17 protein-coding genes are annotated in these 24,929 nt (G+C 35.8%); 3 read left to right on the plus strand and 14 right to left on the minus strand.

Going from position 1 to position 24,929, the window contains the following annotated elements; translation table 11 throughout:
• Nucleotides 1–969: 969 nt before the first annotated feature.
• Entirely contained in the window at nucleotides 970–3,246 is a 2,277-nt protein-coding gene (gshAB, locus tag HYQ40_06195) for a bifunctional glutamate--cysteine ligase GshA/glutathione synthetase GshB (GenBank protein ID MBZ6527363.1), read from the plus strand.
• Between the two features lie 111 nt (nucleotides 3,247–3,357).
• Nucleotides 3,358–4,200, plus strand: coding sequence for a hypothetical protein (locus HYQ40_06200; GenBank protein ID MBZ6527364.1), 843 nt, complete (start codon nucleotides 3,358–3,360; stop codon nucleotides 4,198–4,200).
• Nucleotides 4,201–4,266: 66 nt separating this feature from the next.
• On the opposite strand, the gene HYQ40_06205 is transcribed toward HYQ40_06200, so the two are convergent.
• The 3 genes from HYQ40_06205 to HYQ40_06215 all read right to left on the minus strand — a co-directional run bounded on the left by HYQ40_06205 (nucleotide 4,267) and on the right by HYQ40_06215 (nucleotide 7,498).
• Nucleotides 4,267–5,274 carry a lipoate--protein ligase gene (locus HYQ40_06205; GenBank protein MBZ6527365.1) on the minus strand — a complete coding sequence of 336 codons (1,008 nt, stop codon included), beginning with the start codon at nucleotides 5,272–5,274 and terminating at the stop codon, nucleotides 4,267–4,269.
• An 18-nt stretch (nucleotides 5,275–5,292) separates the two neighbouring features.
• Nucleotides 5,293–6,375 carry a M42 family metallopeptidase gene (locus HYQ40_06210; GenBank protein ID MBZ6527366.1) on the minus strand — a complete coding sequence of 361 codons (1,083 nt, stop codon included), beginning with the start codon at nucleotides 6,373–6,375 and terminating at the stop codon, nucleotides 5,293–5,295.
• Between the two features lie 139 nt (nucleotides 6,376–6,514).
• A complete protein-coding gene (locus HYQ40_06215) occupies nucleotides 6,515–7,498 on the minus strand; it encodes an NAD(P)H-quinone oxidoreductase (GenBank protein MBZ6527367.1) in 984 nt (327 codons plus the stop codon).
• 213 nt (nucleotides 7,499–7,711) lie between these two features.
• Here HYQ40_06215 and HYQ40_06220 point away from each other — a divergent pair, with 213 nt between their 5' ends.
• On the plus strand, nucleotides 7,712–9,208 hold the full coding sequence (locus HYQ40_06220) for a helix-turn-helix domain-containing protein (protein MBZ6527368.1): 1,497 nt from the start codon (nucleotides 7,712–7,714) through the stop codon (nucleotides 9,206–9,208).
• Nucleotides 9,209–9,276: 68 nt separating this feature from the next.
• Here the strand turns inward: HYQ40_06220 and HYQ40_06225 are convergent, their stop codons facing one another.
• The 11 genes from HYQ40_06225 to HYQ40_06275 all read right to left on the minus strand — a co-directional run bounded on the left by HYQ40_06225 (nucleotide 9,277) and on the right by HYQ40_06275 (nucleotide 24,778).
• The gene (locus HYQ40_06225) at nucleotides 9,277–10,608 is read right to left on the minus strand and encodes an FAD-dependent oxidoreductase (GenBank protein ID MBZ6527369.1); all 1,332 of its coding nucleotides are present in this window, start codon (nucleotides 10,606–10,608) and stop codon (nucleotides 9,277–9,279) included.
• Nucleotides 10,609–10,995: 387 nt separating this feature from the next.
• Nucleotides 10,996–12,255, minus strand: coding sequence for an ABC transporter permease (locus HYQ40_06230; protein MBZ6527370.1), 1,260 nt, complete (start codon nucleotides 12,253–12,255; stop codon nucleotides 10,996–10,998).
• Nucleotides 12,255–12,992: an ABC transporter ATP-binding protein gene (locus HYQ40_06235; GenBank protein MBZ6527371.1), complete on the minus strand. Its 738-nt coding sequence runs from the start codon at nucleotides 12,990–12,992 to the stop codon at nucleotides 12,255–12,257. The genes HYQ40_06230 and HYQ40_06235 overlap by 1 nt, the downstream gene beginning before the upstream one ends.
• A gap of 71 nt (nucleotides 12,993–13,063) precedes the next feature.
• Entirely contained in the window at nucleotides 13,064–14,284 is a 1,221-nt protein-coding gene (coaBC, locus tag HYQ40_06240) for a bifunctional phosphopantothenoylcysteine decarboxylase/phosphopantothenate--cysteine ligase CoaBC (protein MBZ6527372.1), read from the minus strand.
• A 150-nt stretch (nucleotides 14,285–14,434) separates the two neighbouring features.
• On the minus strand, nucleotides 14,435–15,943 hold the full coding sequence (locus HYQ40_06245; protein MBZ6527373.1) for an LPXTG cell wall anchor domain-containing protein: 1,509 nt from the start codon (nucleotides 15,941–15,943) through the stop codon (nucleotides 14,435–14,437).
• 387 nt (nucleotides 15,944–16,330) lie between these two features.
• Nucleotides 16,331–18,187: a hypothetical protein gene (locus HYQ40_06250; protein ID MBZ6527374.1), complete on the minus strand. Its 1,857-nt coding sequence runs from the start codon at nucleotides 18,185–18,187 to the stop codon at nucleotides 16,331–16,333.
• Between the two features lie 172 nt (nucleotides 18,188–18,359).
• Complete coding sequence (locus HYQ40_06255) at nucleotides 18,360–18,995, minus strand: PepSY domain-containing protein (protein ID MBZ6527375.1); 636 nt, start codon at nucleotides 18,993–18,995, stop codon at nucleotides 18,360–18,362.
• 206 nt (nucleotides 18,996–19,201) lie between these two features.
• The gene (locus HYQ40_06260) at nucleotides 19,202–20,347 is read right to left on the minus strand and encodes a PTS transporter subunit EIIC (protein MBZ6527376.1); all 1,146 of its coding nucleotides are present in this window, start codon (nucleotides 20,345–20,347) and stop codon (nucleotides 19,202–19,204) included.
• Between the two features lie 333 nt (nucleotides 20,348–20,680).
• Entirely contained in the window at nucleotides 20,681–21,928 is a 1,248-nt protein-coding gene (locus HYQ40_06265) for a hypothetical protein (protein ID MBZ6527377.1), read from the minus strand.
• Between the two features lie 137 nt (nucleotides 21,929–22,065).
• Entirely contained in the window at nucleotides 22,066–23,046 is a 981-nt protein-coding gene (locus HYQ40_06270; protein ID MBZ6527378.1) for an ABC transporter substrate-binding protein, read from the minus strand.
• An 844-nt stretch (nucleotides 23,047–23,890) separates the two neighbouring features.
• Nucleotides 23,891–24,778 carry an MBL fold metallo-hydrolase gene (locus HYQ40_06275; GenBank protein MBZ6527379.1) on the minus strand — a complete coding sequence of 296 codons (888 nt, stop codon included), beginning with the start codon at nucleotides 24,776–24,778 and terminating at the stop codon, nucleotides 23,891–23,893.
• Between the last annotated feature and the right edge of the window lie 151 nt (nucleotides 24,779–24,929).

A 24,929-nucleotide genomic window follows, 5' to 3' on the forward strand; every position in this document is an offset into this window, starting at 1 on the left:
TGTTGACCCTTTTTATACTGGTGGTCATCCAGATCGAATTGTTTGGTTGTGTCTGTTGATAAATCAACAGACCCCATTACACATTTGGTGTGTTTATCTTTGTTCAGTTTTCAATGAGCTTTCATTGTGCTTTTTCAAGCAACAACTTTTATATTGTATCACATTCTTTAAGTTGTTGTCAACATTTTTTTAAAAATGTTTTTCAACTTCTTGTTCGAAGCGATGTGTTGTTTGTTTTAACAACTTATATAGAATATCACGGTTGTGACTTGATGTCAACAACTTTTTAAAACTTTTTTGATTTATTTTCTAAATCAGGTGAAGTGCTAACGTGATGTTGTCGCCTCTTTGACGACTTCAATATCTTAACATGCGGAGTATATTGTGTCAACAATATTCTTCACTTTTCTTAATTTCTTTTTCCAAGTGACTCGCTTGCTTTGTTTGTTGTTTCAAATGACAACTTTTAAATAATAACATGTGTGCTATGTTGTGTCAACAACATATTTCACTTTTTTGAATTATTTCTTTCAAAGTGATTCACATGATTAGTGTTGTTTCAAATGACAACTTTTATATCCTACCATGCTTTACAATATCTGTAAAGTGTTTTCCTGAATTTATTTTCAAATTCATTTCGGTAGTTGTAAGCGCTACATGTGTTGTAGTAGCAACTTATGTTATATTATCATCGACGATTGATTTCGTCAACACTTTTTTGCTTTTTTTGTAAATTTTATGTAAATTTACTGTAAACCATATTCGGTATCGCCAGACATTGTAACAACGTCTTGTGACGACAAGAGATAATATACCATGGGTTGCGCTATAGTGTCAACACTATTTTATACTTTCTTTTCCCTTTTTTTGTATTCTTTTTCTTCTATTACTTTTGAAATCACTTTCTACTATATAATGTCCGTTATTGTTGTATAATGTATTATACTCTTAATTCAAAGGAGGATTATATTGATTACACAAGAGAGATTTTTTAAACTCGTGCAAGTACCAGGTTTATGGCGTAGTACAATTGGACTTGAACGAGAATCATTACGTATAGACCATGATGGAAATATATCGAATCATCTTCACTCTTCAGAATGGGGAACACGTAAACAACAACCATACATACAAACTGACTTCGCTGAGAGTCAATTAGAATTAATTACGCCCCCTACTCACTCTATTACTGAACTGCAAGATTGGTTGAGTTCATTTCATCAGATAGTCGCTACTACTAATGAAGTGAATGGCGATTTATTATGGCCATTTAGTACACCTGTTATTATCCCTGATAAGACTGAGGATATTAAAATTGCACAACTGGAGAAGGTAGAAGAATATAACTACCGAGCTTTTCTTGCTGAACTATATGGGAAGCATGTTCAATTGATTTCTGGAATTCACTATAATTTCCAAATTAATCCTGAGGTTGAAAGTGATTCTTTTGGCGCTCAAACTGAATTTGATGATGAACTACTATTCAATAATGAAGTATACATGCATTTGACTAGGAATTATTTCCGTTATCGTTGGTTATTAACTTATGCAATTGGCGCTTCTCCTTATGTCGCTCCTAATTACGCAACCAATTTATATGGGAAACCACATTCTGACAGAATGCGATCGATTAGACAGAGTCGATTCGGTTATCAGAATAAAGAAACAGTCGTTATGAATTATGATTCTTTAGACGAGTTTGTAGAATCAATTGAAGAGGCTGTCAATTCTGGTGCCTTGTCGCTTGAGAAAGAATTGTATCGTGATGTCCGACTTCGGGGTGGTGCTACAGCCCGTGAACTTTTAGATAATGGTATTAGTTATCTTGAGTTTCGTAATATAGATTTAAATCCTTATCACCCTCACGGTATTGATAATGATACAATCGCTTTGGTTCGTCTTTTTTTAATTACATTGTTATTCTTACCCGATGTAACACATGACTCTGAAATTGATAAAGGTACAGAGATGAATTACGCAACATCTGAAGCTGATGCATTAGATACACCTATTGATATAGAAGAAGCTCGTTGGTTAATTAAAGCAATGCGCGAAGTTTCCCAACAGTTACCTTCTATTGATAACATACCTTCTATAGTAGATAAACTTGAAGCTTCTCTTGAAGATCCTTCATTAACTTTAGCTGGGCAAATTGTTAAAGACGCTAAAAATTACGATGAGTTTCTTGATATGGGCTTATCTCTTGCAAAAGAGCATCAAGCAGTTTACTTAGACAAGCCATACTTACTTCACGGCTTTGATGATCTTGAGCTTTCTACACAAGATGTTTTAAAAGAAGCGATTAAAGCTGGCATTAAAGTTAGAATCATTGATGCTGATGAGAATATTATTGAGTTATCCTACCAAGGGCAAACTGAATATGTTAAAAGTGCTAATATGACGAGACTTGATTCTTTAATCAGTTATTTCTTAATGGAGAACAAAGTTGCTACAAAAGTTTTATTAGATGAGGGTGGACTAAACGTTCCTACTGGAACATCTTTTAACAACATTGAGGATGCTAAAGCTTTCTACGCTTCTCTTCCAAATAAAGCTATTGTTGTTAAACCAAAAAATACTAATTATGGTTTAGGTATTACGATATTCCGTGATAAACCCGATCAAGATGATTATAACGATGCATTGAGTTTTGCTTATAAAGAAGACCATACGGTTTTAGTTGAGGAGTATATAGAAGGAACTGAATTACGCTTCTATATTCAAGATAATAAAACGATGGCAATTGTTGAACGTCGTCCAGCACATGTTATAGGTGATGGTTCTTCTACAATTAGTGAATTAATCGACGAGGTGAATAAGAATCCATTACGTGGCCGTGATCACAAAGCGCCTTTAACGATTATAGAAAAAGGCCGAATTGAAACGCTGCAGTTAAAAAATTACGGATATACGTTTGAATCTATTCCGGAAAAAGATAAGACTGTCTTCTTGCGTGAAAATAGTAATGTTTCAACGGGCGGTATTTCAATTGACCGAACTGATGATACACATAAAGGTTACAAATCAATCGCTGAAAGAGCCTCTGAGTTATTGAATGCTAACTTCTGTGGGGTCGATATAATTATTAAAGATTACACAAATGAACCGACTTCAGATAATTACGGAATTATTGAAGCGAATTTTAATCCTATGATTGCTATTCACCGCTTCCCTGGAGAAGGGACACCACGTCTTTTAGGTAAGGCGATGGTAGAACAGTTATTTCCTGATGTTTACAAATCATAATAATATGTTAGAATTTACATTTACATAAACTTTACAATTCCTTTATTGGAGCGAATGCTTCACTGGCGTATAATAGCGTTAGTGAAGTATTTTTATAAAGGAGCAGATTGGATGATGAAATATTTGAAATATGTGGTTATCGTATCACTAAGCTTAGCAGGCTTAGGAAATTCAACAACTATTTTTGCCGAGGATGTTATTGCTTCAGCAGAAAAACAAAATAGCATTTTTGTCGATGCTATACTAAACAAGGATGTTTATACGCTCGATCAATTGCACCAAACGTTTGGTGAACCTAGCTCAGATGAAGTGATTGACGATACTATTTCCCGTCAAACCTTTATTATGGAGAAACCAGAGGAAGCCATTAGCTTGGAAGTTATCGCTGATGTCACAACGGACGTTGACGAGGTCATAAGTTTAACTTTCAATATTGATTTTCAAGATATTGTCTATGAGGACGCTGATACTTTCAAAGACACTTACTCTGGCTTAGTTGATACCGCATTAGACATGCATAATAATGAAATTGTTGTACAAAAAAATCAAATTATTGAGTCGCTAGGAAAGCCGACAACTATAACATTAGCTGGTTCCTATGAGCTATTAATCTACTCAGCTGGCGATGACATGTTTAGTAAGGATTTTATTGTCGTTTTATTGGATGATAAAGTATACGCTCTAAACGAACACACTAATGAAGATTTTAATTTTAATAAAGACTTTAATATCTCACAAGCTCAGTTAAACCAAATGGCTCATACGAGTGGTGTGACTTATAGCGATATGATTCAAGAAATCGGCGAGCCAGATAGTGTGTTTCATGACTTCCCCAATTCGATCATTACATATGTATGGTACTCAGACACCGATGAGGCTTTCTCAGAAATTAGTTACATCACTGACTTCCGTGATATCATGGTTGGTATTGGGCATCAACTCCAGGGTGAATAATCAATAAAAAAGACCAAGCAACTTGATTCGTACAAGTTACTTGGTCTTTTTGCATGTGTAATTTTTTTAAGCAAAGATTAGATTTACGATTTCTTCTAACGTTGTATTACCAAAATATTTATTTACATCAACATTCGCTAACGCTTCTGTTACTGCAAGTCGTTCATATTTTACACCGTTTAATTTATCTTCTACATCTTTGATGTTACCTAACCCGAAGAAATCCCCAAAGATATGTGCGTCTTTGATGACGCCTTGACTAACGTTAAAGCGAACGTCAACGAAACCAAATGGAAATTTATGACTTTGTTCAAAATCAAAGTCAGGTGATTTCCCATAGTTCCAATCCCAGTTCCCCATACGTTCTTCACGCAGTTTATGCACACCTTCCCAAATTTCATCTGTTAATTTGAATTCTGGCACATCTTCACGTCGTTCAACGCCAAAGATTTCCAACAAGATTAAATCTCGGAACTCTTCTGTCGTCAGATTTTGATATTTTTCATCTACATAAGGCTTGATGTTCGTTACACGCGAACGAACTGATTTAATTCCTTTAGATTCAATTTTTGCTTTTCTAGGCTTAAGGACATTATTCGTCTCATCTAAGTCTGAATCAAAAAGAATAGTTCCATGAGCAGTCATGCGACCGTCTTTTGCATACATAGCATTACCAGAGAATTTTTTACCATCAATTAATAAGTCATTTCGCCCTTGTAAACCAGCTTCAGTAGCTCCCATCTTATGCAGAGCATTAACGATTGGTTCTGTGACACTCTTAAAGTCTCGGAAAGTTCCATCGTCATCTTTAATAAAGCAGAAACAAAAATTCCCTAAATCGTGATAAACTGCTCCCCCACCTGACATTCGGCGAACAACTTGAACATTATGCTCATCTACATAGGCTTGATTAATTTCTTCAGTCGTATTTTGATTACGTCCTACTATAATTGATGGCGCATTAATATAGAATAATAAGATTGGTTCATCCACTAAACGGTTCTCAACTAAGTATGTTTCTAAGGCGATATTCAGACTTGCATCATAGTTATTTCCATTATCAACAAAAATCATATTATTACCCTCTTTTCCTTAGACGTTTTCTTTAATTGTAGCGACTGACTCCGCATTTAATTCATCTAGAATGGCTGTAACAAGACGAACTGTATTCTTGAAGTCATCTTCATGAATTACAGAAGTCGTTGAATGTAAGTAACGAACCGGCACAGTAATTGCAATCGAGGGAATTCCAGCTTGTGCTGTGTGAATTGAGCCTGCGTCCGTTCCTCCACCTGGGATGAATGTATATTGGAATGGAATGTCATGTTTTTCTGCTACATCAACAACAAAGTCACGGAAACCTTTGTGCCCAATCATCGATGCATCAAATACAATAACTTGTGGTCCTTTACCTAATTCACTGTCAGCTTCTGCTTTAGTCATACCAGGAGTATCTCCAGCTGTTCCTGTGTCTAACGCAATCGCGATATCTGGTTGAACTAAGTTTGCTGCAGCTTTTGCTCCACGAAGTCCTACTTCTTCTTGAACATTTGCTCCTGAGAAAAGTACAGTATCGTGCCCTTTTTCTTTTGCATGTTTTAATACTTCAACAGCAACAGCTACACCAATACGGTTATCCCAAGCTTTCCCTAATAAGAAGGGTGTATCGTTCAGACGACGCGTTTTAATTAGTGGTGTAATCATATCTCCTGGACGAATTCCCATTTTTTCAATATCTTCTTTAGACTGTGCACCTACATCAACAAAAATATCTTTCATATCAATTGGCTTCTTACGTGATTCTGCTGAAAGAACGTGAGGTGGTTTTGATCCAGTAACACCTTCAATTTCTTTCCCGTCTCTAGTTGTAATAACTACTTCTTGCGCTAATACAACTTGACTCCACCAACCACCGATGGTAACGAATTTGATGAATCCTTTATCCGTGATTTGACTTACCATGAATCCCACTTCATCCATATGCGCTGCCATTAATACTCTAGGTCCGTCTGCATTTCCGGTGTGTTTTCCAAAGATTCCTCCTAGCCCATCTTGAACAAACTCATCCACATATGATTCAGTTTCTTTCTTAAATAGTTCACGCACTTGGGTTTCATTACCCGCAATTCCCTTTACTTCTGTTAAGTTTACTAATAATTCTTTATTCAATTCCATACATTCATTTCCTTTCTGTCTTTCTTCATTACTAAATATTTTAACACTTATTCATAAAAATGGTGAACATATCGAATGATATATACTAATATCATGTGTTAAATAGAAAAGCCCCAATATAATGGAGCTAAACGGTTCTTTACTGATTGATTCGGATAACGATTTTACCGATATTTTCATTGTTTTCCATCATATCATGAGCTTTAGGTAACTCATCAAAATCAACGACCTTATGAATGATCGGTTTAATCTCCCCTTTTTCCATTAAAGGCATGACATTTTTTACGAATTCTGCAGTCAATTCACCTTTGTAGTCATCACTTCGTGGAGTCAGCAATGTCCCTTTTAAGTGAATACGTTTCTTCATGAGCTCAAATAGATTAAAATCGTCTACCTTTGCGCCTCCAAGTATTCCAATGAGAATCCAACGAGCATCTATACCGGCACTTTTCACATTTGTTTCATAATATGATGCTCCGACAAAATCAAGTATGACATCCACACCTTCACCATTTGTCTCTTCTAATACACGTGTTGCGATGTCTTCTTCTTTATAATTAATTGCAACATCAGCACCCAACTCTTTAATCCGAACTAACTTTTCCTCACGACTTGAAGTTGCGATCACTTTCGCTTGGCTTAGTTGTTTTGCCATCTGAATCGCTGAAGTTCCTACCCCACTCGCTCCCGCATGAATCAAGATTGAATCAGATTGCTTTAAATCACCTAGCCAGTACATGGTTTGATAAGCTGTTAAGAATACTTCGGGTATTGCTGCGCCTTGCTCATAACTCATATTCTCTGGCAAAATGATGGCAAACTCTGCCGGAACAACGGCATACTCTGCATATGACCCTTGATTCACTAACCCTGCAATTCGTGTACCAGGCTTTAAGTCGGGGCGGTTAGAACGATTCTCTATAATTTCACCTGATACTTCGATTCCAAATACTGGATAAGGTGCTTCTAATTGTTTGTTTTCACGTGTAATTATTTCAGTTCGGTTAATCCCGAATGCTTTCACTTTGATTAGCACTTCTCCATCTGCTGGAAGTGGAGTCGGTCTTTCTTCTTGAACTAATTTATCCGATCCACCAGGTTCTGTCATTGACCATACTTTCATTTGAGTCCTCCTATAAATTTATATGTTGAATTTCTTGCTTTAAATCTCACTATTATCATAACAAGACACCCTCTTTAAATCAAAATAATACCTTCTAAATAAAGATACCTTAAGATTTTAAACATTACAAATGTCATGATACATGATATTATTATTTTCAGGTATATTAATTAGTTTTTTTAATACAACTCACCTTAGGAAGGAGTTTTAACTATGAGACGAATTCTTTCTAACCAAGAAGAAAGACGATTAAGTATCATTGAGTTATTGAGTGATCTTACAGAACCGATTACATATAAAGAGTTGGCTTCTCGACTCGAATCATCTCAACGCACAATTTCTGATGATATTGATACAATTAGTGAAATAGCCACACAATTCACTATTCATTCAACAGGTCCGACTGTTGAGCTTATATATAAATCAAATCAAAATATTCAGACTGTCTACCGTTATTTTTTATCAACCTCAAAAGGCTTCATGATTATTAATGAAATTTTAAAACATGGTTCATTGACCTTAGATGATTTAGTTTCAAAATTAAATCTCAGTCGCTCAACCTTATACCGATTATTAAGCACAATGAATATCGCACTAAAAGAGCGATACAGCATTGAAATCTCTTTTAATCCGTTTAAGTTCATTGGTAAAGAGATTGATATTCGATATTTCCTAACGCAATTTATTACTGAGCGATACTTTGATACACTAAGTGAAATCAGTTGGTTAAATATTGAATATTTAGATAATTTGTTAATTTTTCTGAATCAAGATTTAAACACAACAATTGATTATACGATTCTTCGTACAGTAAAACATTCAATTATTATTAATGCCATTCGCCTTAAACAAGGATTTTATGAATTTGATGATGTCGAATTCCGTCAAGACCTTGTTGAACAACTTCTGGACAAGCATCCTTTAATTCGGGAGCAATTAACACATTTATTCAAAAGCAACAATGTTCAGTTTGAAGTTCAACTCGTTTATGATTTATTCAAAGGCTCCTTATTAAAAAATTACTACTATTCAACAAAGGAATTACTTTACGCTCTTGATGGAAACCCAGCATTAAGAACATCATATAATCGATTAAAGGCAATGCTACACACTATTTCTGAACAATTTACTCTGTCCTTACCAAATGAAGAAGATTTAATTTATTATCTTTTTAGTTCGGTAACTTTATATAAGTTTGTTATGAACTCAAGTTACATTCTATACGACGCAAAAGGACTTTTCGTAAAAGACTTAGTAAAACATCATCCATCTTTTGTCGATGCTTGTAAAGCTCAACTCGTAGAGTATTTAAATGCTTCATCCATTGAATATCACCCTGATTTTCTCAATCACTTAATTTATATTCTCTACACTCACTGGGAAAATTTGTCGACTTCACTATATACGAATGGTCGTATAGTTAAAGCCTTAATTATTAGTGCTTTCGATATCAATCATGCGCTGATGGTTAAATCACAATTGACATTCCAATTCTCTAATCGCATTCATTTTGATGTTTATACAGACGCCTTACTCGACTTTGACTCCTTAAGTCAATCTGACTACGACATTATCATTGGTAATTATCCTTTACCTAAGCTGTCTGATAAACATACTTTAACCATTCGTTCTATCATTACTATTGAAGATACAATTGCTTTACTAAATATTCTAAATGAAATGTTTGATTCCAATCCAAAAGAGCACTAGGCAGTTGCCCAGTGCTCTTTTATTGAAAATAAAAAACTGCTAAATGAATAGCAGTTTAAATATATAAATTATTTAGCTTTTAAAGCAGCCGTAGTAATATAGTTGTAAGGCTTGTTAAAGTGAGGTAAGAAGAAAATATCAGTTAACTTCAATGTATCAATAGTCACTTTTTCTTGAATAGCTAATGAGAACATGTGAATTGTTGCTGACATATCATAACGAGAAGCAATTTGTGCTCCAACAATACGACGCGATCCTTTTTCGAATACGATACGGATCTTCACTGGTTCGTTTCCACTCATGTATTCAGATTTTTGAACATCTTCATGCTCAACGTAATCAACGTCGATACCGAAACGTTCACATGCTTTCACAGAGTAGCCTGTAGAAACTAAGTTTAAGCCAAAGATTGAGATACCATTTGACCCTTGAACTCCAACGTGTTCTAAGTCAGTACCAGCAACATTATGTCCACCAACGATTCCTGAACGAACAGCGTTACTAGCTAAAGCAATATAAGCAGTGTCTTGTAAAGCGTTCGAGTAAACTGTTGCACAGTCACCTACTGCATATACATCTGGATCACTTGTTTGTTGATGACGATCTACTAAGTATGCACCGTTAGCGAATAATTCTAAGTGACCTTGTCCTAAATCATTATTAGGTCGGAAGCCAATCGCATTCACAACTAAATCAATGTCGTAATGACCTTTATTTGTTTTAATTGCGCTAACACGTCCGTTTTGACCTTCATAAGCTTCAGCTAATTCGCCGAACTTTAAGTCTATACCGTTATCCGCTAAGTTTTTGTCCATTAATTCTGCAAATTCTTCGTCATAGTAATTAGATAAAGAAGTAGACATTGCATCAAATAATAATACTTGTTTACCACGACGTTGGATCGCTTCTGCAACCTCAACACCAATGTAACCAGCACCAATTACAGCAACTCTTTGTACTTCATCTTTATTTAACTCTGCATCTACTGCTTGTCCTTCTTGGAATAATTTCAAGAAGTGAATTCCATCTAAGTCCTTACCAGGTACATTCGGCTCAATTGGTTTTGAACCTGTAGCTAGGATTAATTTGTCATACGATTCTTCAATCTTTTCGCCATTTTTTCTTACAGCGTGAACAACTTTATTAGCGTAATCCACATTATCAACAGATGTTTCCATCATGATACGCGCACCTTTGTTTTCAAAATCTCCACTTTTAGCATAGAATAAGTCATTACAGTCTTCTACTTCACGGGCAATCCATAATGCAGTCCCTGCTCCAACATAACTAATATTATCGTTTTTTTCGATTAATACGACTTCATTATTTTTATACTCATCTAATAAAACATTTGCTGCTGCGATACCTGCGTGATTTGCTCCAATAATTACAACTTTCATAAATTATTTCCCCCTATTACTACTTTGTAAGTACATAGTATCACAAACAATTTAACATTTTAAATTAAATTTTTATGAGATAGTTTGTGAAATGTAGGTAAACACTGGCTAAACAAGCTTTATAACCTTATCAATTTCGCTATAATAATTGCTTATAGGCTTGTGAAATTTAGAGTTAACTATTATACTCGTTGTATACAATGCGTTTACATCTGTATTTATCTAAATATATTGCGATTTGTAAAGGATGCCTAATTGTTTCAATCTCGTATATAATTGAGTATTTAACCCAAAAAGGATAGTTTGTGAAATGATTGGTATAAAATGTTAAACACAATTTTATTACAACATAAAAAAAGCAGTGATTTAAATCACTGCTTACTTGAGTTACTTTGTTTGCTTCTTATACCACCAAGGAACATATAAAAATATCATGACAACTGCGACTACAATCCAAGCCATTATAATATAACCTAATTGGATTGTTAAAGGTTGTGTCAAGCAAACAATTAATATATATGCAACCAACTGAATGGCAGCTATCACTAAAGTCGTCCCTTGAAATGCCTTAACAACTGAACCTTCTCGATTAGGATAAATTCGTTGAAAGGGTTGATTCGTATAAACTGTCATTAATGGAACAAGTTGTATAAAAGTTAGAATGTGGCTCATTATTCCCATTCCAAGTAACATCCAACGATTATTGGTTATAATCATTAAAACTGAGATAAACAGCATCACTCGAATCCACACTCCACTGTAGGCGTTGTTTCTAAACAGCGCTCTTAGGAATAAGTATGAATAGCGATTATTATTTAACTTCTTCATAAACATAAGTGCTTTATCAAGATATGGACGACGTTTAACCGATGGTCTTAAATGAGGAACATCCGCAAATATCGAAACCCACTTATAAAAACTGGCTTCGCGTCGGGTCTCTTCCTCAACCACATAATCAAAAGCAACCCAACGTTCACTCCGTTTTGACATTGCCCAGAATATATAGATTATCAAAAGGAAACCAACAACCAATGGAATATACATACTCCATACCGTAGGTAAAGCGAATGTTAATAATAGGACCATTGCCACGAGTAGCGTATGATGCCACCTTGTTAATTGTTGTCCGATCAACTGAGCAAAGCCTAAGCTGAATACGTCCAAATATAACAAAAGAAAACTTAAGACTTTAAAAGCTACCATATACAGAATAAGAACCCAGCTTTGACTCAATTGCCACACTGAGATTAAATCTAAAAATGGAATAATCATCACAGTTCCTATTGAAATGATTACTATCGGTAAAACTAATGAAACCACTGTGCTTCGTAACCAATAACTATGCCACTCTTCACCTCGGGGAAATAAATAGCTTTTGTCTGGGTCTTTGGTCAACCAAATAGGCTGTCCGAATTGGAAAATACTACTCAACCATATAACCACACCAAGAATAATAACCCAACGAATGACACTCAGATCCAACGCTTGTAATTGCATGATTAAGTCTCGATAATACAAAGCACCAAAAGCTAAGATGATAAGTAAAATGATTGAAAAATGATCATTCATAATTAACTTAGAATACTTACCTATTTCTTTTAAATAATTTGAATACCGCTGCTGCCATAAGCTCTTGAAGTCACCCATTAGAGCGCCTCCTCTTGCTCAGTCATCTCGATATAAATATCATCTAACGACGCTTCTGGCATAAGAAAATGTTCTCTTAAAGCTGGTAAGTCACCTTGTCCAATTAAAACACCTGCACGCAACATCAAGAAGTAATCACACAATTCATCAGCGATACTTAAAACATGTGTTGTAAATAAAATTGCTGAGCCATCTGCTGCTCGTTCTTTTAAGAGATTTGTAAAGTCACGAATCGCAATTGGATCCAAACCTAAGAAGGGTTCGTCAATAATAAGTATTTTAGCATCTGTTATTAAAGCACAGATGACCATTACTTTTTGCTTCATCCCTTTTGAAAAATGCGTTGGAAACCAATTCAAGTTCTTATCTAATCTAAACATTTTTAATAATGGCTCTGCACGTTGCATAGCAACATCCACCGGAATATTATAGCCCAAAGCAGTCATCTCAATATGTTCCTGCAACGTTAACTCTTCATATAAGATAGGCGTTTCAGGAATATAAGCAATATTCTTGGCATAATCTTTATGATTATCAATAATTGATTTGCCATTTATCTTGACTGTTCCTTGTTGAGGCTCAATCAAACCAAGAATCGTTTTTAATAAAGTTGATTTCCCTGCTCCATTTAAACCAATTAATCCTACTATATCTCCAAATTGAATTGAAAAATTAATGTCTTTCAATACTGGTACTTGTCTGTACCCGCTAAATAAATTATCTACTTGTAATGTCATTATACTCTCCTTTATTACAATAAAGTTACTCAGTTATTATAGCATATCCATCCTAACTTAAGATGAACTCACTAATCAGTGGTAAAACCCGGATCCAATACAATACGCCAGATTTCTAAGGCTACTTTTAGTTTAGATCTCACTGATATTTCTTCATAGGTTCCATCCGCACCAATAACTAACACTTCATTGTGAGATGAGTTAAAACCAATCCCCTTATCGGATACATCATTCGCAATAATCCAATCAGCTTTTTTGTTTTTCAACTTACCTGAAGCATACTCGAATAGATTTTGTGTCTCGGCCGCAAAACCAATTAAGACTTGTTGGTCTTTTTCTTTACCTAATGTGGCTAAAATATCTGGATTCTCAGCTAAATCAAGTTGTAATGAATTATCACTACCCGCTTCTTTCTTTATCTTTTGATCCGCTTGATTAACAACACGGTAATCACTTACAGCTGCTGACATCACAACATAATTAGTATCACCAAAGTACTTATTCACTTGTACTTGCATAGCAATTGCTGAATCAACGTAGACTGCATTAACATTAAGTGGCACCTTTAAGTTTGGCTTAGTTGATATTAAAGTGACATCTGCACCATAATATGAAGCAGCTCTCGCCATCGCATACCCCATCTGACCAGAAGAATCATTCGAAATGTAACGAACAGGATCAATTCTTTCTACAGTTCCTCCTGCTGTCACTACAACTTTCATCCCTTGCAACCATTGAGGTAAACTTGTACGCATATATTGGTACTCAACCATCTCCACAATATCTTCAACTGAAGGCATCCGACCTTTCCCAGTATATCCTTCTGCTAGAAAGCCAGTTTCCGGCTCCATAACATAGTATCCAAATGATTCTAATCGCTTAATGTTTGCTTGTGTTGCCGGGTTTTCATACATCTTAGTATTCATCGCTGGAACGATCACACGCAATTTGTTCACAGCCATTAATGTACTTGAGACAGCGTCATCAGATATACCATTAGCCATCTTACCAATAATATTCGCCGTAGCCGGTGCAACTAAAGCAACATCCAACCAATCAGCAATTTGAATATGTTGAATCGATGTTGGATCATGTTCATCAAATGTATCCGTTAAAACAGTATGTTTTGTTAAAGTTTGTAATGTCAGTGGTGTAATAAATTCTTGAGCACTCTTACTCATTACAACACGGACGTTAGCACCCTTCTTAATTAATTGGCGTGCTAATTCACCCATTTTATAACTAGCGATACCACCTGTTATAAATAATCCTATGTTTACTTGGTTAAGCATTATTAACTCACTCCTTATCATTATATTAATTGTAAATGATATTAGTGAAACTGACTAGTCTTATGTCTGTATTTCAATCTATTATAGGAAAAAATGTATAAAAAAAAGACCAAGCCGAAGCTTGATCTTTTAAAGTCTAATTAGTTAAAATTAGTTTTCTTTTTTGAATGAAGGTGCTACTAAACCAACACCAGCTAATACAGCTAATGCAGCAGCTCCAAAGATTGCGTATGATGAAGACTCACCAGTTTCTGGTAATTCTGCTTGTCCAGAACCGTTGTTAGATCCACCGTTGTTAGATCCGTTTCCGTTGTTAGATCCACCGTTGTTGTTGTCATCTTCACCTGGAGTTTCTTCTCCTGGAGTTTCCTCAACTGGAGGAGTTACTTCGTTACCTTCTCCATCAGTATCAACATCAGTGTAATCTGGGTCGATAAAGTCTGGGTTACCATCTTTAAGGTTTTCTAAGTTTTCTTTAGCTGTTTGAGCACTATCAGCATAAGCTTTACCTTCTGCTTCTAATTCTTCACTTGATTTACCGTATAATTCTTCAAATAGGTCTTGTTGAACTCCACTGAAGCGGTCTGCGATATCAGCATAACGAATGTTTTCGTTTCCAGCAGCACGTTGGATAGTAACAACTGCTGTTACTAATTTAGCGTGTTGATTGTTAACTTCTGCTTGTAAAGCAAATACTGAACCATCAGCTTGTAATTTAGCTGTTTTAGCAGTGTTTAATGCTGTAAGTGCTGTTGCAACTTCAACATCTAAACGAGAAACTTCTGCTTGAGCTTTTTCACGACGAGCTGTTGCTGCATCTAATTTAGCTTTTGCTTGAGTAATTAGACCGTTATCTTCAGCGAAGTACTCTCCGTCTAAGTTGTTAGTGTTGTCTACAACGTCATCTAACTTAGCTTTTTTAGCTTCTACTGCTGCTGTAACTGCTGCTTTTTCTGCTGCAACATCATATGCTGCGTTTGCTGCTACTGCGTCTGCAAGAACAGATGCTGCATTAAATTCTGCTAATTCAGCTGCGTCTTTTTGAGCTTTAACTTCTTCATAATTTACTGCGTCTGTAGCAGGTACTACGATACCAGCGTTAACTGCAACTGCAGAATCATATGCAACTTGTGCGTTGTTCTCTGCTGCTACTAATTCAGCTTTTGTAGCGTCTACTGCTGCATGACCTTGAGCTTCTTCACTGTCATATTTAGCTAATGTGTCAGCATTGTATTTTAATGCTTCTTCAATTGCTGCTTTTTCAGCATTGTATTCTGCTGTAACAGTAATTAATGCACGGTCAGCTGCTTCTTCAGCTGCTTTAGCATCAGTTAATTCAGCGTTTGCTGAAGCTAGTTCAGCAACTAATTTGTCATAGTTTGCTTGAGCATCTGCTAAAGCTTTAATTTTTGCAGCGCGATCAGCTTCTGCTGTTTTTAGGTTTCCAATTGCTCCAGATCCGTCACGGCCTGGTCCGTATAAAGCATCGTAAGCTGCTTGGTAATCAGCTAATGCATCTGCTAATAATTTTTGGTTAAATTCTGAAGATTGTCCTGATGGAGCTGCTTCAACTGTTACTGATGCTACTGGTGCTAATACTCCACCTAATGCTAATGCTGCAGATGAAACTGCTACTAATTTAATTAATGATTTTTTCATTTATAATTTCCTCCTATTAATTCGAGACCTATTTTATAAGATTCTCCTAAGCGACATACAACTGGCAAGTTTAACATGCCTAAGTGATAAACTTCCCAAAATTCAATTCTTTAACTTAATAAAGAATTCCTTAAGTTCATCTTAAGAAAACTATACCAAGATTTATTTTCGTCGTCAATGGTTTTCACAAGTTGATACATTCTTGTAACACTTCTGTTAGAATTGAAACTTAATAAATCTTTACGTTCTTTAATGACTTGAGTAATTGTAATTCGACAATGTTTGCACGGTTCATGCAGTATTTCTTATGCCTTGAATACATTATAACTCATCTCTTAAGAAAATCAACAACTTTTTAAGGAATTCTTAAGAAATTAAACATTGACCTTAATTTTGATCGTAGTAATAAAGTTCAACCTCACCTGTAGCAGCATCTTCATATGCTTCAATATTTCGCATTTCTGGATCAGTATAACTAGTCCATACATGACGTAAGTGGTGATTATCACCGAAGATATGCTCAATTAAATTAGATTCGCCTAAAGCTTCCACTAAACCTTCTATCGTCAAATCAGTAGCAGCTAAATCAAATAATTCTTCTATATTAATATTTAAATCTTCTTCTAGTTTCGGTGTTCTAACGTCATAAGTCATTGATGATACAGCGTTAGTATTTGCATTGACTTGAAGTTTTAGTAAGACTATCCTCTGATCTTCAACAGCATAGTAATCGTAATAAATAGATTCGCCTGCAGTTTGCTCTTTTGATGGTGCTCCAAATATCTCATTCAATTGATCTGGAGTTACTATTAATTCAACTCCATCAATAGCTGACGTTAATTCTTCGTATCCTTTTGTAATTGTTCCAGACTCTAATAGTGGAAGTTCTTCATATCCAATAGGCGAAAATTGTCTAACAAATCGGTTAGCAATTTGTTCTTCCTCAGTTTCTTCTGCAACCTCTTCTAGTTGATTTGTTTCACTTGCTTCATTAGTAGATTCATCCATAACAGACTCTTCAGTCGATTCTTCACTTGTTTCCTCAACCTCTTGGTTTCCTAGTCCTTCTATATAAGAAGCAATTATTTCTTGTAGCTGATTTACTAATGGAGTTTCTGCTTGTTCCCCAGTAGTGTGACTTAAGACAAATTGATTATCTAAAGTAATAAATTCGTGTACGCCTTCAGTTTCACTTGGTGTCGCTAATGTTGTATAAGTTACATCATTAGATGATAATTGATATAAAGCAGTGACAAATAAGTCTTGAGCATACAATCCAGCATTTTCTTGATCGACCAAGCTTTGAATTGTTTCTGCACTCACAGCCTCATTCGTTGTTTGCACAGTACTTGCTTGTAGTAGTGCTGATCCAATTAAGTTTCCAGTTTCGTCACCAATTAAGATGATTTGCGCTGGTACAGCTCCTTCTTCTTCTGTTTCTTCAGAATAATTGAATACTAATAGATTTTGTCCATCTTCCATTGTCGATTGTTCCGGAACAACATTACCTTCAAAGTTTGTTAAGATTTCATCAAAAGTACTTCCCATTGTAGCTGTCTCTGAAGTAATATCATTTAATTCAAAGTCATTGATTAATGTTTTATAATCTTCCCAAGCTAACGCAAAATTAGGATCTTCGAGAGATGCCTCTAATAATGATTCTAAGTTCTCAACATTTGAGTTGATTCCAAATTGAGTAGCGATCGATGTTTCCGATTCATCTGTACTCGTTGATACTGGTGTTCTTGGAACCGTTCTTGGTGGAACATATGAACTTGGTGGTCCTACTGGATAAGTTGGCGGCGTAACTGTACCTTCATCCGTTGATTCATCAGATTCTTCTGATTCTTCTGATTCTTCTGATTCATCAGATTCTTCTGACTCATCGTCGCTCTCTTCAGATTCGTCTGAGCTCTCTTGTGACCCTTCTGATTCACTTTTACTTTCCTCTGGTGTTGATGAACTTCCGTCTCCATCAGTACCACCATTCTCGCCTTCGCCATTTCCTACACTACTATCATTACCAGTGCCGTCATCCTGGTGGCCACCAGTATCTGATCCGTTTCCAGTGTCTCCATCACCGGTTTCCCCACCAATTGTATCATCACCAGGGTTTTCACTAGGTAGGTCCGACACAACCGGTTGGTCTCCGCCTTCTTCAGCTTGCACAATTGTTGCCATCGATCCAACAATTAAGTTCGCGCTTAATAAACTTACGACAAGGGTCTTTAAAGATTTCTTCATTAAATGTCACTCCTTTATAATATATAAATTAATTATATCATCATTCCAAACATTAGGTAGTTAAAGTATAATTTTTTATTAAATGAAACATTCGTAATATAATAAACACAATACTTACATATACTTGCTCAACAAAAAGGAGGCTTTCTCAAGCCTCCTTTAATAAAGTTAATTAGTCATCGATTTCAACGTCTAAAACGTCTCCTGTTTCAGCATCGATTTCAACATGTAATTTATTATCGTCATCGTCGTCATCATTTGTTTCAGCTGCTCCTTCGGCACCTTCTACTTCGATTTCCCAACGGAATTGTCCATCATCGCTATCTAAAGACCAGTCAGTGATAGTTCCACTACCCGCTTCTTCTAAAGCAATCTCAGAAGCTTCATCAATTGTGATTAACTCTTCTAAGTTTAAAGGCTCGTCATCACTATCGTCATCGTCATCTTCTTCTGCTCTAGTTATTTCGACTGGATCTACACTGAAATCTACTTCATATTCTGTGTTATCTTGGAAAGCATGAATTGTAATCTGATATTCTTCATTTCTTAATTCAACTTCAATTTCTTCAATTTCTGCATCAGGATATTCTTCTTGGAATAATGCAACTGCTTCATTAAAAGCTACTTGTAATTCACTCTCTTCAGTTTGTGCTTCGTCTGTACTTTCAGAACTTTCTTCTGAGCTAACTGACTCTTCAGAAGTAGATGCTTCTTGAGAATCATCTTGGGCTGTCACGTGTGGTGCTACAGCAGTTAACATTAATCCAGATATACCTAGCAACGCAAAACTCTTCAATGATTTCTTCATAATTGTATCTCTCCTAATATTTTTTTGACTATAACTATATTATAAAGCATCCTCTACTGAATTCAAACAATACGCATATGGCAAGTTAATGACGACCTATTTTGTATATTATGATTTTAAAATATTTATGGATATTTTTCTACCTGCAGTTGTTATTTTCAAATAAAAAACGCCACCAGTAAGGGTGACGTTTCACTAATTTTAAATTATTTCTCTTCTTCTCCTACGATTTCAGCAATTTCTGCTTCTGGCATGTCTTCAAATTTTCCGAACAAGACAATTAAGAAAGAAACTCCGAAAGAGATAGTCATTACAATAATCCCATTAATTAAGTTTCCAAAAGTGCCATCTGGAGAGATAAAGGCGGGTAATGCAGCAATACCAGGGTTAACAAAGGCATAAGAATAGAATTCAACTATTCCAGCGTAGAAACCTCCAGCTAAACCACCAATAATACTCGCCATCATGACTCTCTTATAAGGAATCGCAATCCCATATAATGCAGGTTGAGAAACACCTAAAGCAGCGGTTACGACGGATGTCACTGAGTATTGTTTGTAACTTGAATTGTTTGATTTAATCATCACTGCTAATGCTGCACCAGCTAAAGCTAAGTTTGAAGCTAATAGACCTGGTGTTAGAAACGAGTCAAAACCTTCTGCGGCTAATGTTTGTGTCACAACTGGGAATAATGAGTAATGAGCTCCCGCCATAACAACAAATAATCCGAAGCCACCTAATAATGCAGGTACTAACCATTTGGCTTGCACATTTAAGAACATAATAATCGCTAAGAGGCCGTCTCCTAAGAATGTCCCAATTGGCCCTAATACTGAAATTCCTAGTACGACTGTTGTAACTAAGATTAACATCGGTGCAAAAACACCACGTACAGTAGAAGGGATGATTTTATTGAAGAAGCGCTCGATATATTGTTGGATGAAAACGATAATAATAATTGGAATAACGCTACTTGGGTAATTCCCATATGGTAATGGTATTCCAAAGAAATCAGCTAAGACATACCCTTCACTGAATGTCTGCGTAATTGTTGGATGTAACATGAACATGGCCACACATGCTGCTAGGACTTGATTTGTATTAAATACTTTAGCAGCTGAATAGGCTAATAAGATAGGCAAGAAATAAAATACAGCGCCTGAGATTGTTTCTAATATTATATACTCGGCGTTCCCCTCTTGAATCACACCAAAAGTATGTAAAAGAATTGTAAAACCTTGAAGTACACCTGCTGCACTCAATGCGATTAAGTTGGGTGCAAAAATATTCTTCAATGCATCCAATACTTTATTCAAGATACCTCCTTGAGTATCACCTTTCACGTTTGTCATAAATAATCCTCCATCATTCTTTTATAGTAGGTACATTATATATATATATCGCCTTTAAAATTCTACCGTTTTTCTATGGTAAACGTTATCAAACATCAGATGAGTCAGCATATTTTTTCAGATTTTTATTAATCAATATTACTCTAGTAGAGTTTTAAACTGACTATTCTAACAAAATCCCTTTCAATATTTGATGACTTTAATGATTAACAAGATGTGAGTAGCCGTATTATTACATCTATATTCAGGTATAGATATTTCTATCTGTAAAAAATGAGCTCAAACTTGATTCTATTCAAGTTTGAGCTCATTTGTTTTCAACATTAAAAATGGTTAATTTTTATCTTCATACTGTTCTGGGTTTACGCCGTCTTCATCTGCAGGTGGGTTATCGTCGTGTCGACGCATGTCCGCTTCGAATTCACCTAATTGGTGACCTTCCTCTTCTCGTCCTACATAATCATTTGTATCTTCTTGGCTCGGTGTATTAAAGTTCTGAGGTCCTTTATCTTCCGCGCCATACTGTTCAGGATTCACACCCTCTTCATCTGCAGGTGGGTAATCGTCAAAACGACGCATCTCACCTTCAAAGTCTCCAAGTCTTGGATCGTTATTCGAACGATTTGTCACAGGACGTTTAATATCAGCAACTCCGCGGTATTCTCGGCGTTTTTCTTCAGATTCTCCATGATTTTTTGTTTCTTCACCTTTTAGATAATACTCTTCATCATGATAGTCTGTTGTAGAAGTTGGTGTTGCTTCATCTTGATTCGCATGATAGTACTGCGAATAATCTGATGAATCTCCCATATCGCCAGCTACTGAATTTTGATCTCGGTCTGACCTTAATTTCTCATCGGCTGTTGGATCCTCTACATATGTAACGTCAGCAGTATCATGGTCATATTTTGCATCTGTTTGACGGTGCGAATCAATATTAGTATAGTATGATTCTGCATCATCTGTTTCATGTGCATTATCACCTGCAACCGTGTTGGCACGATCATATTGAACATTCTCAGTTACATTAAAATTACGATCATCTTGATCAGTGTGATTAGCTTCTTCCTTATTCATATGATGTTCTTTAGAATAGTCACTCTCTGCTCCCATGTCACCAGCTACGAATACAGCATTATCCGTATTATTTTCCTTGTCTGGTAATGGATAATCTTCATTGTGCGCAAAAGTCTCAACTTGGTTGGGATCATTCTCTCCCATTACATTCACTTCAGTATCAACAGATAAAGCTTCACCCTCATAAGCTTTGTCTACGACAACGAGTATTTTGTCGTCATCTAGTTCATCTTGATAGCCTTTAAAGTCGATTGGATAACTTTCTTTATCGTCATCCCCGCCACCAAAGAAATCAGTGATTCGATTCCAAAATGACTTGCTTTCTACTTCTTCTAACTCTTCTATCTCTACAATGCTGTCTGATTGATGTGCTTCTTCCACAACATCATCATCAGCGTATAATGAAATCGCACCAACTGGTATTCCAGCATTCGTTAAGTTTTGGACTGCCTTGTTTGCTTCTTCGATTCGATCATATACTGCGTATACAAATTTTTCATCCATGGTAATTCCTCCTTAAATATTGTGCTTCATTTATATTAATTATTATACCGTGGTATCGTTTTCTATACAAATAATACGACAGCAACACCTTATCAAAATGATAACATGTTGCTGTCAGAATAATCATTATTCAGTTTTTAGTCTTCCATTAGATCGTAGATTGTCTGTGGATCAATCCCTATCGCATTCGCATAATCTTCATTAACAACCAGTTCTAAGTAGTTAGCTAATTCAACGGGTGTCGTTGCTGGGTCAAGGTCTTCATCAATGATTCTTACTAGCATTTCTGCTGTTTGTACACCTAATTCATAGTAGTCTAAACCATATGTTGCAAGGCCATTCTCTATAATCATATCATTCGATCCACCCACTAATGGGATGTTTGCTTCTTTAGCAATCTCTCCAACTAAGGCCATTGATGCAGCAATATAGTTGTCGGTTACTAAGTAAATTCCATCAACCTCTTCAGTCACTAAGGAATTCATTGCTTGGCTAATATCATTTGTCGATGTAATTGTTTTAATCACTGGCTCTATTCCTTGCTCCTCCAGAATAGGTACAGCAACATCCACTTGGTATTGTGCATTGATTTCACTTGAATTATATATTAAACCAATCTTTTTCGCTTCTGGTACAATTGGTAAAAGAATGTCATTAATTTGTTGTTCAATAGGACCAATATTCGTCGTACCTGTTAAGTTTCTTCCCGGTTCTTCAAATGAATCAACCACTCCTGCTCCGATTGGATCAGCAACAGACGAGAATAGAATGGTTTTATCTTGTGTCGTATTTGCTAACGCTTGTGCTGATGGTGTTGCAATAGCGAATAAGTAATCACTATCTTTTTCGATACTACTTGCTAATGAAGGTAGTTGACTTACCTCTGCTGCCGCATTCACATAGTTGATTGTTAAGTTTTCACCTTCAACATAGCCTAATTCAGCTAACCCTTCGACAAAGCCTCGGTAGTTCTCATCTAAGGAACCATGTGCGTTAAATTGTAAGATACCTACGCTAATTGGTTCACGATCTTGTGCACTGACTGTATTTGATACTCCAGACATAATACTTACTAAAGCTAAACTGACAACCAACAATACTTTTATAATTTTTTTCATGATGATTCCTCCTATTATTATCTACACTAACGGCGAACAACAAAAAACCTAGCAAGAGATTATAATCTCTTGCTAGGTTAGGAAGATACTAAATAGGTCTCTAGATGAAGGACCATACCTCACACTCGCAAAGATTATAATCTGAGATTAATCTATGCGGGCTTCATACTTCATTAGCACCTCATAGATACAAACATACGTCTGTACGTGTTTGCATCCATGTTAGGCATGATACAAACACTATCTAAAGTTGCTAAAAAAGAAATGATTAAGTTGTGAAATATGCATTGAATTCATCTTTAGTCCTCCACTTGATTTGATAATTAAAATTATACAGTAATTATTAGATAAGTCAAGATTGATTTTAATCATTTTATCATTTATTAATTACTTAGTTGCGCTTAGTAGCGAGATACTGCTATTTTAAGCATGTGGATCACCTTAACCTTTCTTTGTAATTTCGGTCAAAACCAATCCTTTTCACTCCCTTCAGCATGTCGTAATCTGCAAGCAACACCTACCCAGGAACCGTTCAAATACTTAGATGTACATAAAAAGCCCCTACGCACAAAGTGCATAGAGACTTATAATAGATATATCATTCAGTCCAGAACGAGCACAAATATTCTCAACCCTATATTCCGGATCTGAGAATTCAATTGTGTGTGTAACTGAAGAAGAATGGATAAACAATGCACCATAAGATTCATCCTTATGATTGTTCGATGTTAGATTTAAATTCATCATGAAAATCACGCTCACTCTCATTATTTACTCATCTTATCTTCATAACAAATTATATTACATCCTCATGTCGTTGTAAAATAAAACACTCTAACTTAAACTAAGTCCACTTTGGCATTCCTTCTGGCCAGTCAATGACCGGTGCTTTAGTTCTCTCTAATGAATCAATGACTGTTTTACCATCTTTGTCGAATTGAAGCATACAATAGTAGGCATCGTGATAAAAGATCAGTTTATAACCTTTTTCGAATGCTTCAGGTAACCACTTTTGCTTTGCGTTAATTGAATCCATCGGATAATCATCATAACTACTCACCCATACTGGATTCATCGATGCGACGGTTAACATTAAGTCTGACAGATGAAGTAAAACCTCATCCTCTTGCGTTAACTTAACAAGTGCCAATCCATTTGAATGACCTCCAGTGTGAATCATTTGGATACCTGGAACAATCTCGATTTGCTCTGAAAAAACTTTTACTTGATCTTTAATAGGTTCCCAATTTTCTTTTAGATAGGTTCCTTTAGTTCGTGCATTTGGACTACGTACTTCGTCCCATTCTATCTCTGTCATATATATCGTCGCATTTGAAAAGACGGATTCATAACCTACTTCAGTAGCTCGAGTCAATCCACTCGCGTGGTCATTATGCATATGCGTCATCAAAATAACATCTATATCTGCTGGAGTCAGCCCTAACTGAGACAGACTATCAGCTAGCCTTGTTTCATTTTGGACACCTGTATTGCGCCACGCTTTCTCATCAAACTTGCTTGTTTCGAACCCCGCATCAATTAAATAGTTCTTTTTTTTATATTGAATTAATATCGGATCTTCAACCGAGTTCATCTGATTATCTTGATTATTCGGATATTTTTTCGACCAGACAGCTTTAGGGACTGGCCCAAACATTGTACCTGCATCGTTTAAAGTTGATGTTGATTCTAGCCATGTTATCGTCATATCCTGGAACTTTAAAGTATTCATATGTCAAACTCCTTTTGTAACTGTTTTCATTTATATTGTAGCATAAATTCAGATCGCACTACTTAACTTTTACTTATAGGATTTATCATATTAGTTGATCGTAAGTTGTTTTTAAGCGTTTTTTGAGGTAAACTGTATAACGCTGTTCAGA

Source organism: Aerococcaceae bacterium DSM 111021 (assembly GCA_020112395.1).
In the GTDB taxonomy this organism is placed as follows: domain Bacteria; phylum Bacillota; class Bacilli; order Lactobacillales; family Aerococcaceae; genus Ruoffia.

What these genes read in the sequence shown, in the direction of transcription:
- HYQ40_06230 (MBZ6527370.1), bottom strand. Translation starts at nt 12,255, where the DNA reads ATGGGTGACTTCAAGAGCTTATGGCAGCAGCGGTATTCAAATTATTTA.
- HYQ40_06250 (MBZ6527374.1), bottom strand. Translation starts at nt 18,187, where the DNA reads ATGAAGAAATCTTTAAAGACCCTTGTCGTAAGTTTATTAAGCGCGAAC.
- HYQ40_06255 (MBZ6527375.1), bottom strand. Translation starts at nt 18,995, where the DNA reads ATGAAGAAATCATTGAAGAGTTTTGCGTTGCTAGGTATATCTGGATTA.
- HYQ40_06270 (MBZ6527378.1), bottom strand. Translation starts at nt 23,046, where the DNA reads ATGAAAAAAATTATAAAAGTATTGTTGGTTGTCAGTTTAGCTTTAGTA.
- HYQ40_06220 (MBZ6527368.1), top strand. Translation starts at nt 7,712, where the DNA reads ATGAGACGAATTCTTTCTAACCAAGAAGAAAGACGATTAAGTATCATT.
- HYQ40_06215 (MBZ6527367.1), bottom strand. Translation starts at nt 7,498, where the DNA reads ATGAAAGTATGGTCAATGACAGAACCTGGTGGATCGGATAAATTAGTT.
- HYQ40_06225 (MBZ6527369.1), bottom strand. Translation starts at nt 10,608, where the DNA reads ATGAAAGTTGTAATTATTGGAGCAAATCACGCAGGTATCGCAGCAGCA.
- HYQ40_06235 (MBZ6527371.1), bottom strand. Translation starts at nt 12,992, where the DNA reads ATGACATTACAAGTAGATAATTTATTTAGCGGGTACAGACAAGTACCA.
- HYQ40_06265 (MBZ6527377.1), bottom strand. Translation starts at nt 21,928, where the DNA reads ATGGATGAAAAATTTGTATACGCAGTATATGATCGAATCGAAGAAGCA.
- HYQ40_06205 (MBZ6527365.1), bottom strand. Translation starts at nt 5,274, where the DNA reads ATGATTTTTGTTGATAATGGAAATAACTATGATGCAAGTCTGAATATC.
- coaBC (MBZ6527372.1), bottom strand. Translation starts at nt 14,284, where the DNA reads ATGCTTAACCAAGTAAACATAGGATTATTTATAACAGGTGGTATCGCT.
- HYQ40_06245 (MBZ6527373.1), bottom strand. Translation starts at nt 15,943, where the DNA reads ATGAAAAAATCATTAATTAAATTAGTAGCAGTTTCATCTGCAGCATTA.
- HYQ40_06200 (MBZ6527364.1), top strand. Translation starts at nt 3,358, where the DNA reads ATGATGAAATATTTGAAATATGTGGTTATCGTATCACTAAGCTTAGCA.
- HYQ40_06260 (MBZ6527376.1), bottom strand. Translation starts at nt 20,347, where the DNA reads ATGACAAACGTGAAAGGTGATACTCAAGGAGGTATCTTGAATAAAGTA.
- HYQ40_06210 (MBZ6527366.1), bottom strand. Translation starts at nt 6,375, where the DNA reads ATGGAATTGAATAAAGAATTATTAGTAAACTTAACAGAAGTAAAGGGA.
- HYQ40_06275 (MBZ6527379.1), bottom strand. Translation starts at nt 24,778, where the DNA reads ATGAATACTTTAAAGTTCCAGGATATGACGATAACATGGCTAGAATCA.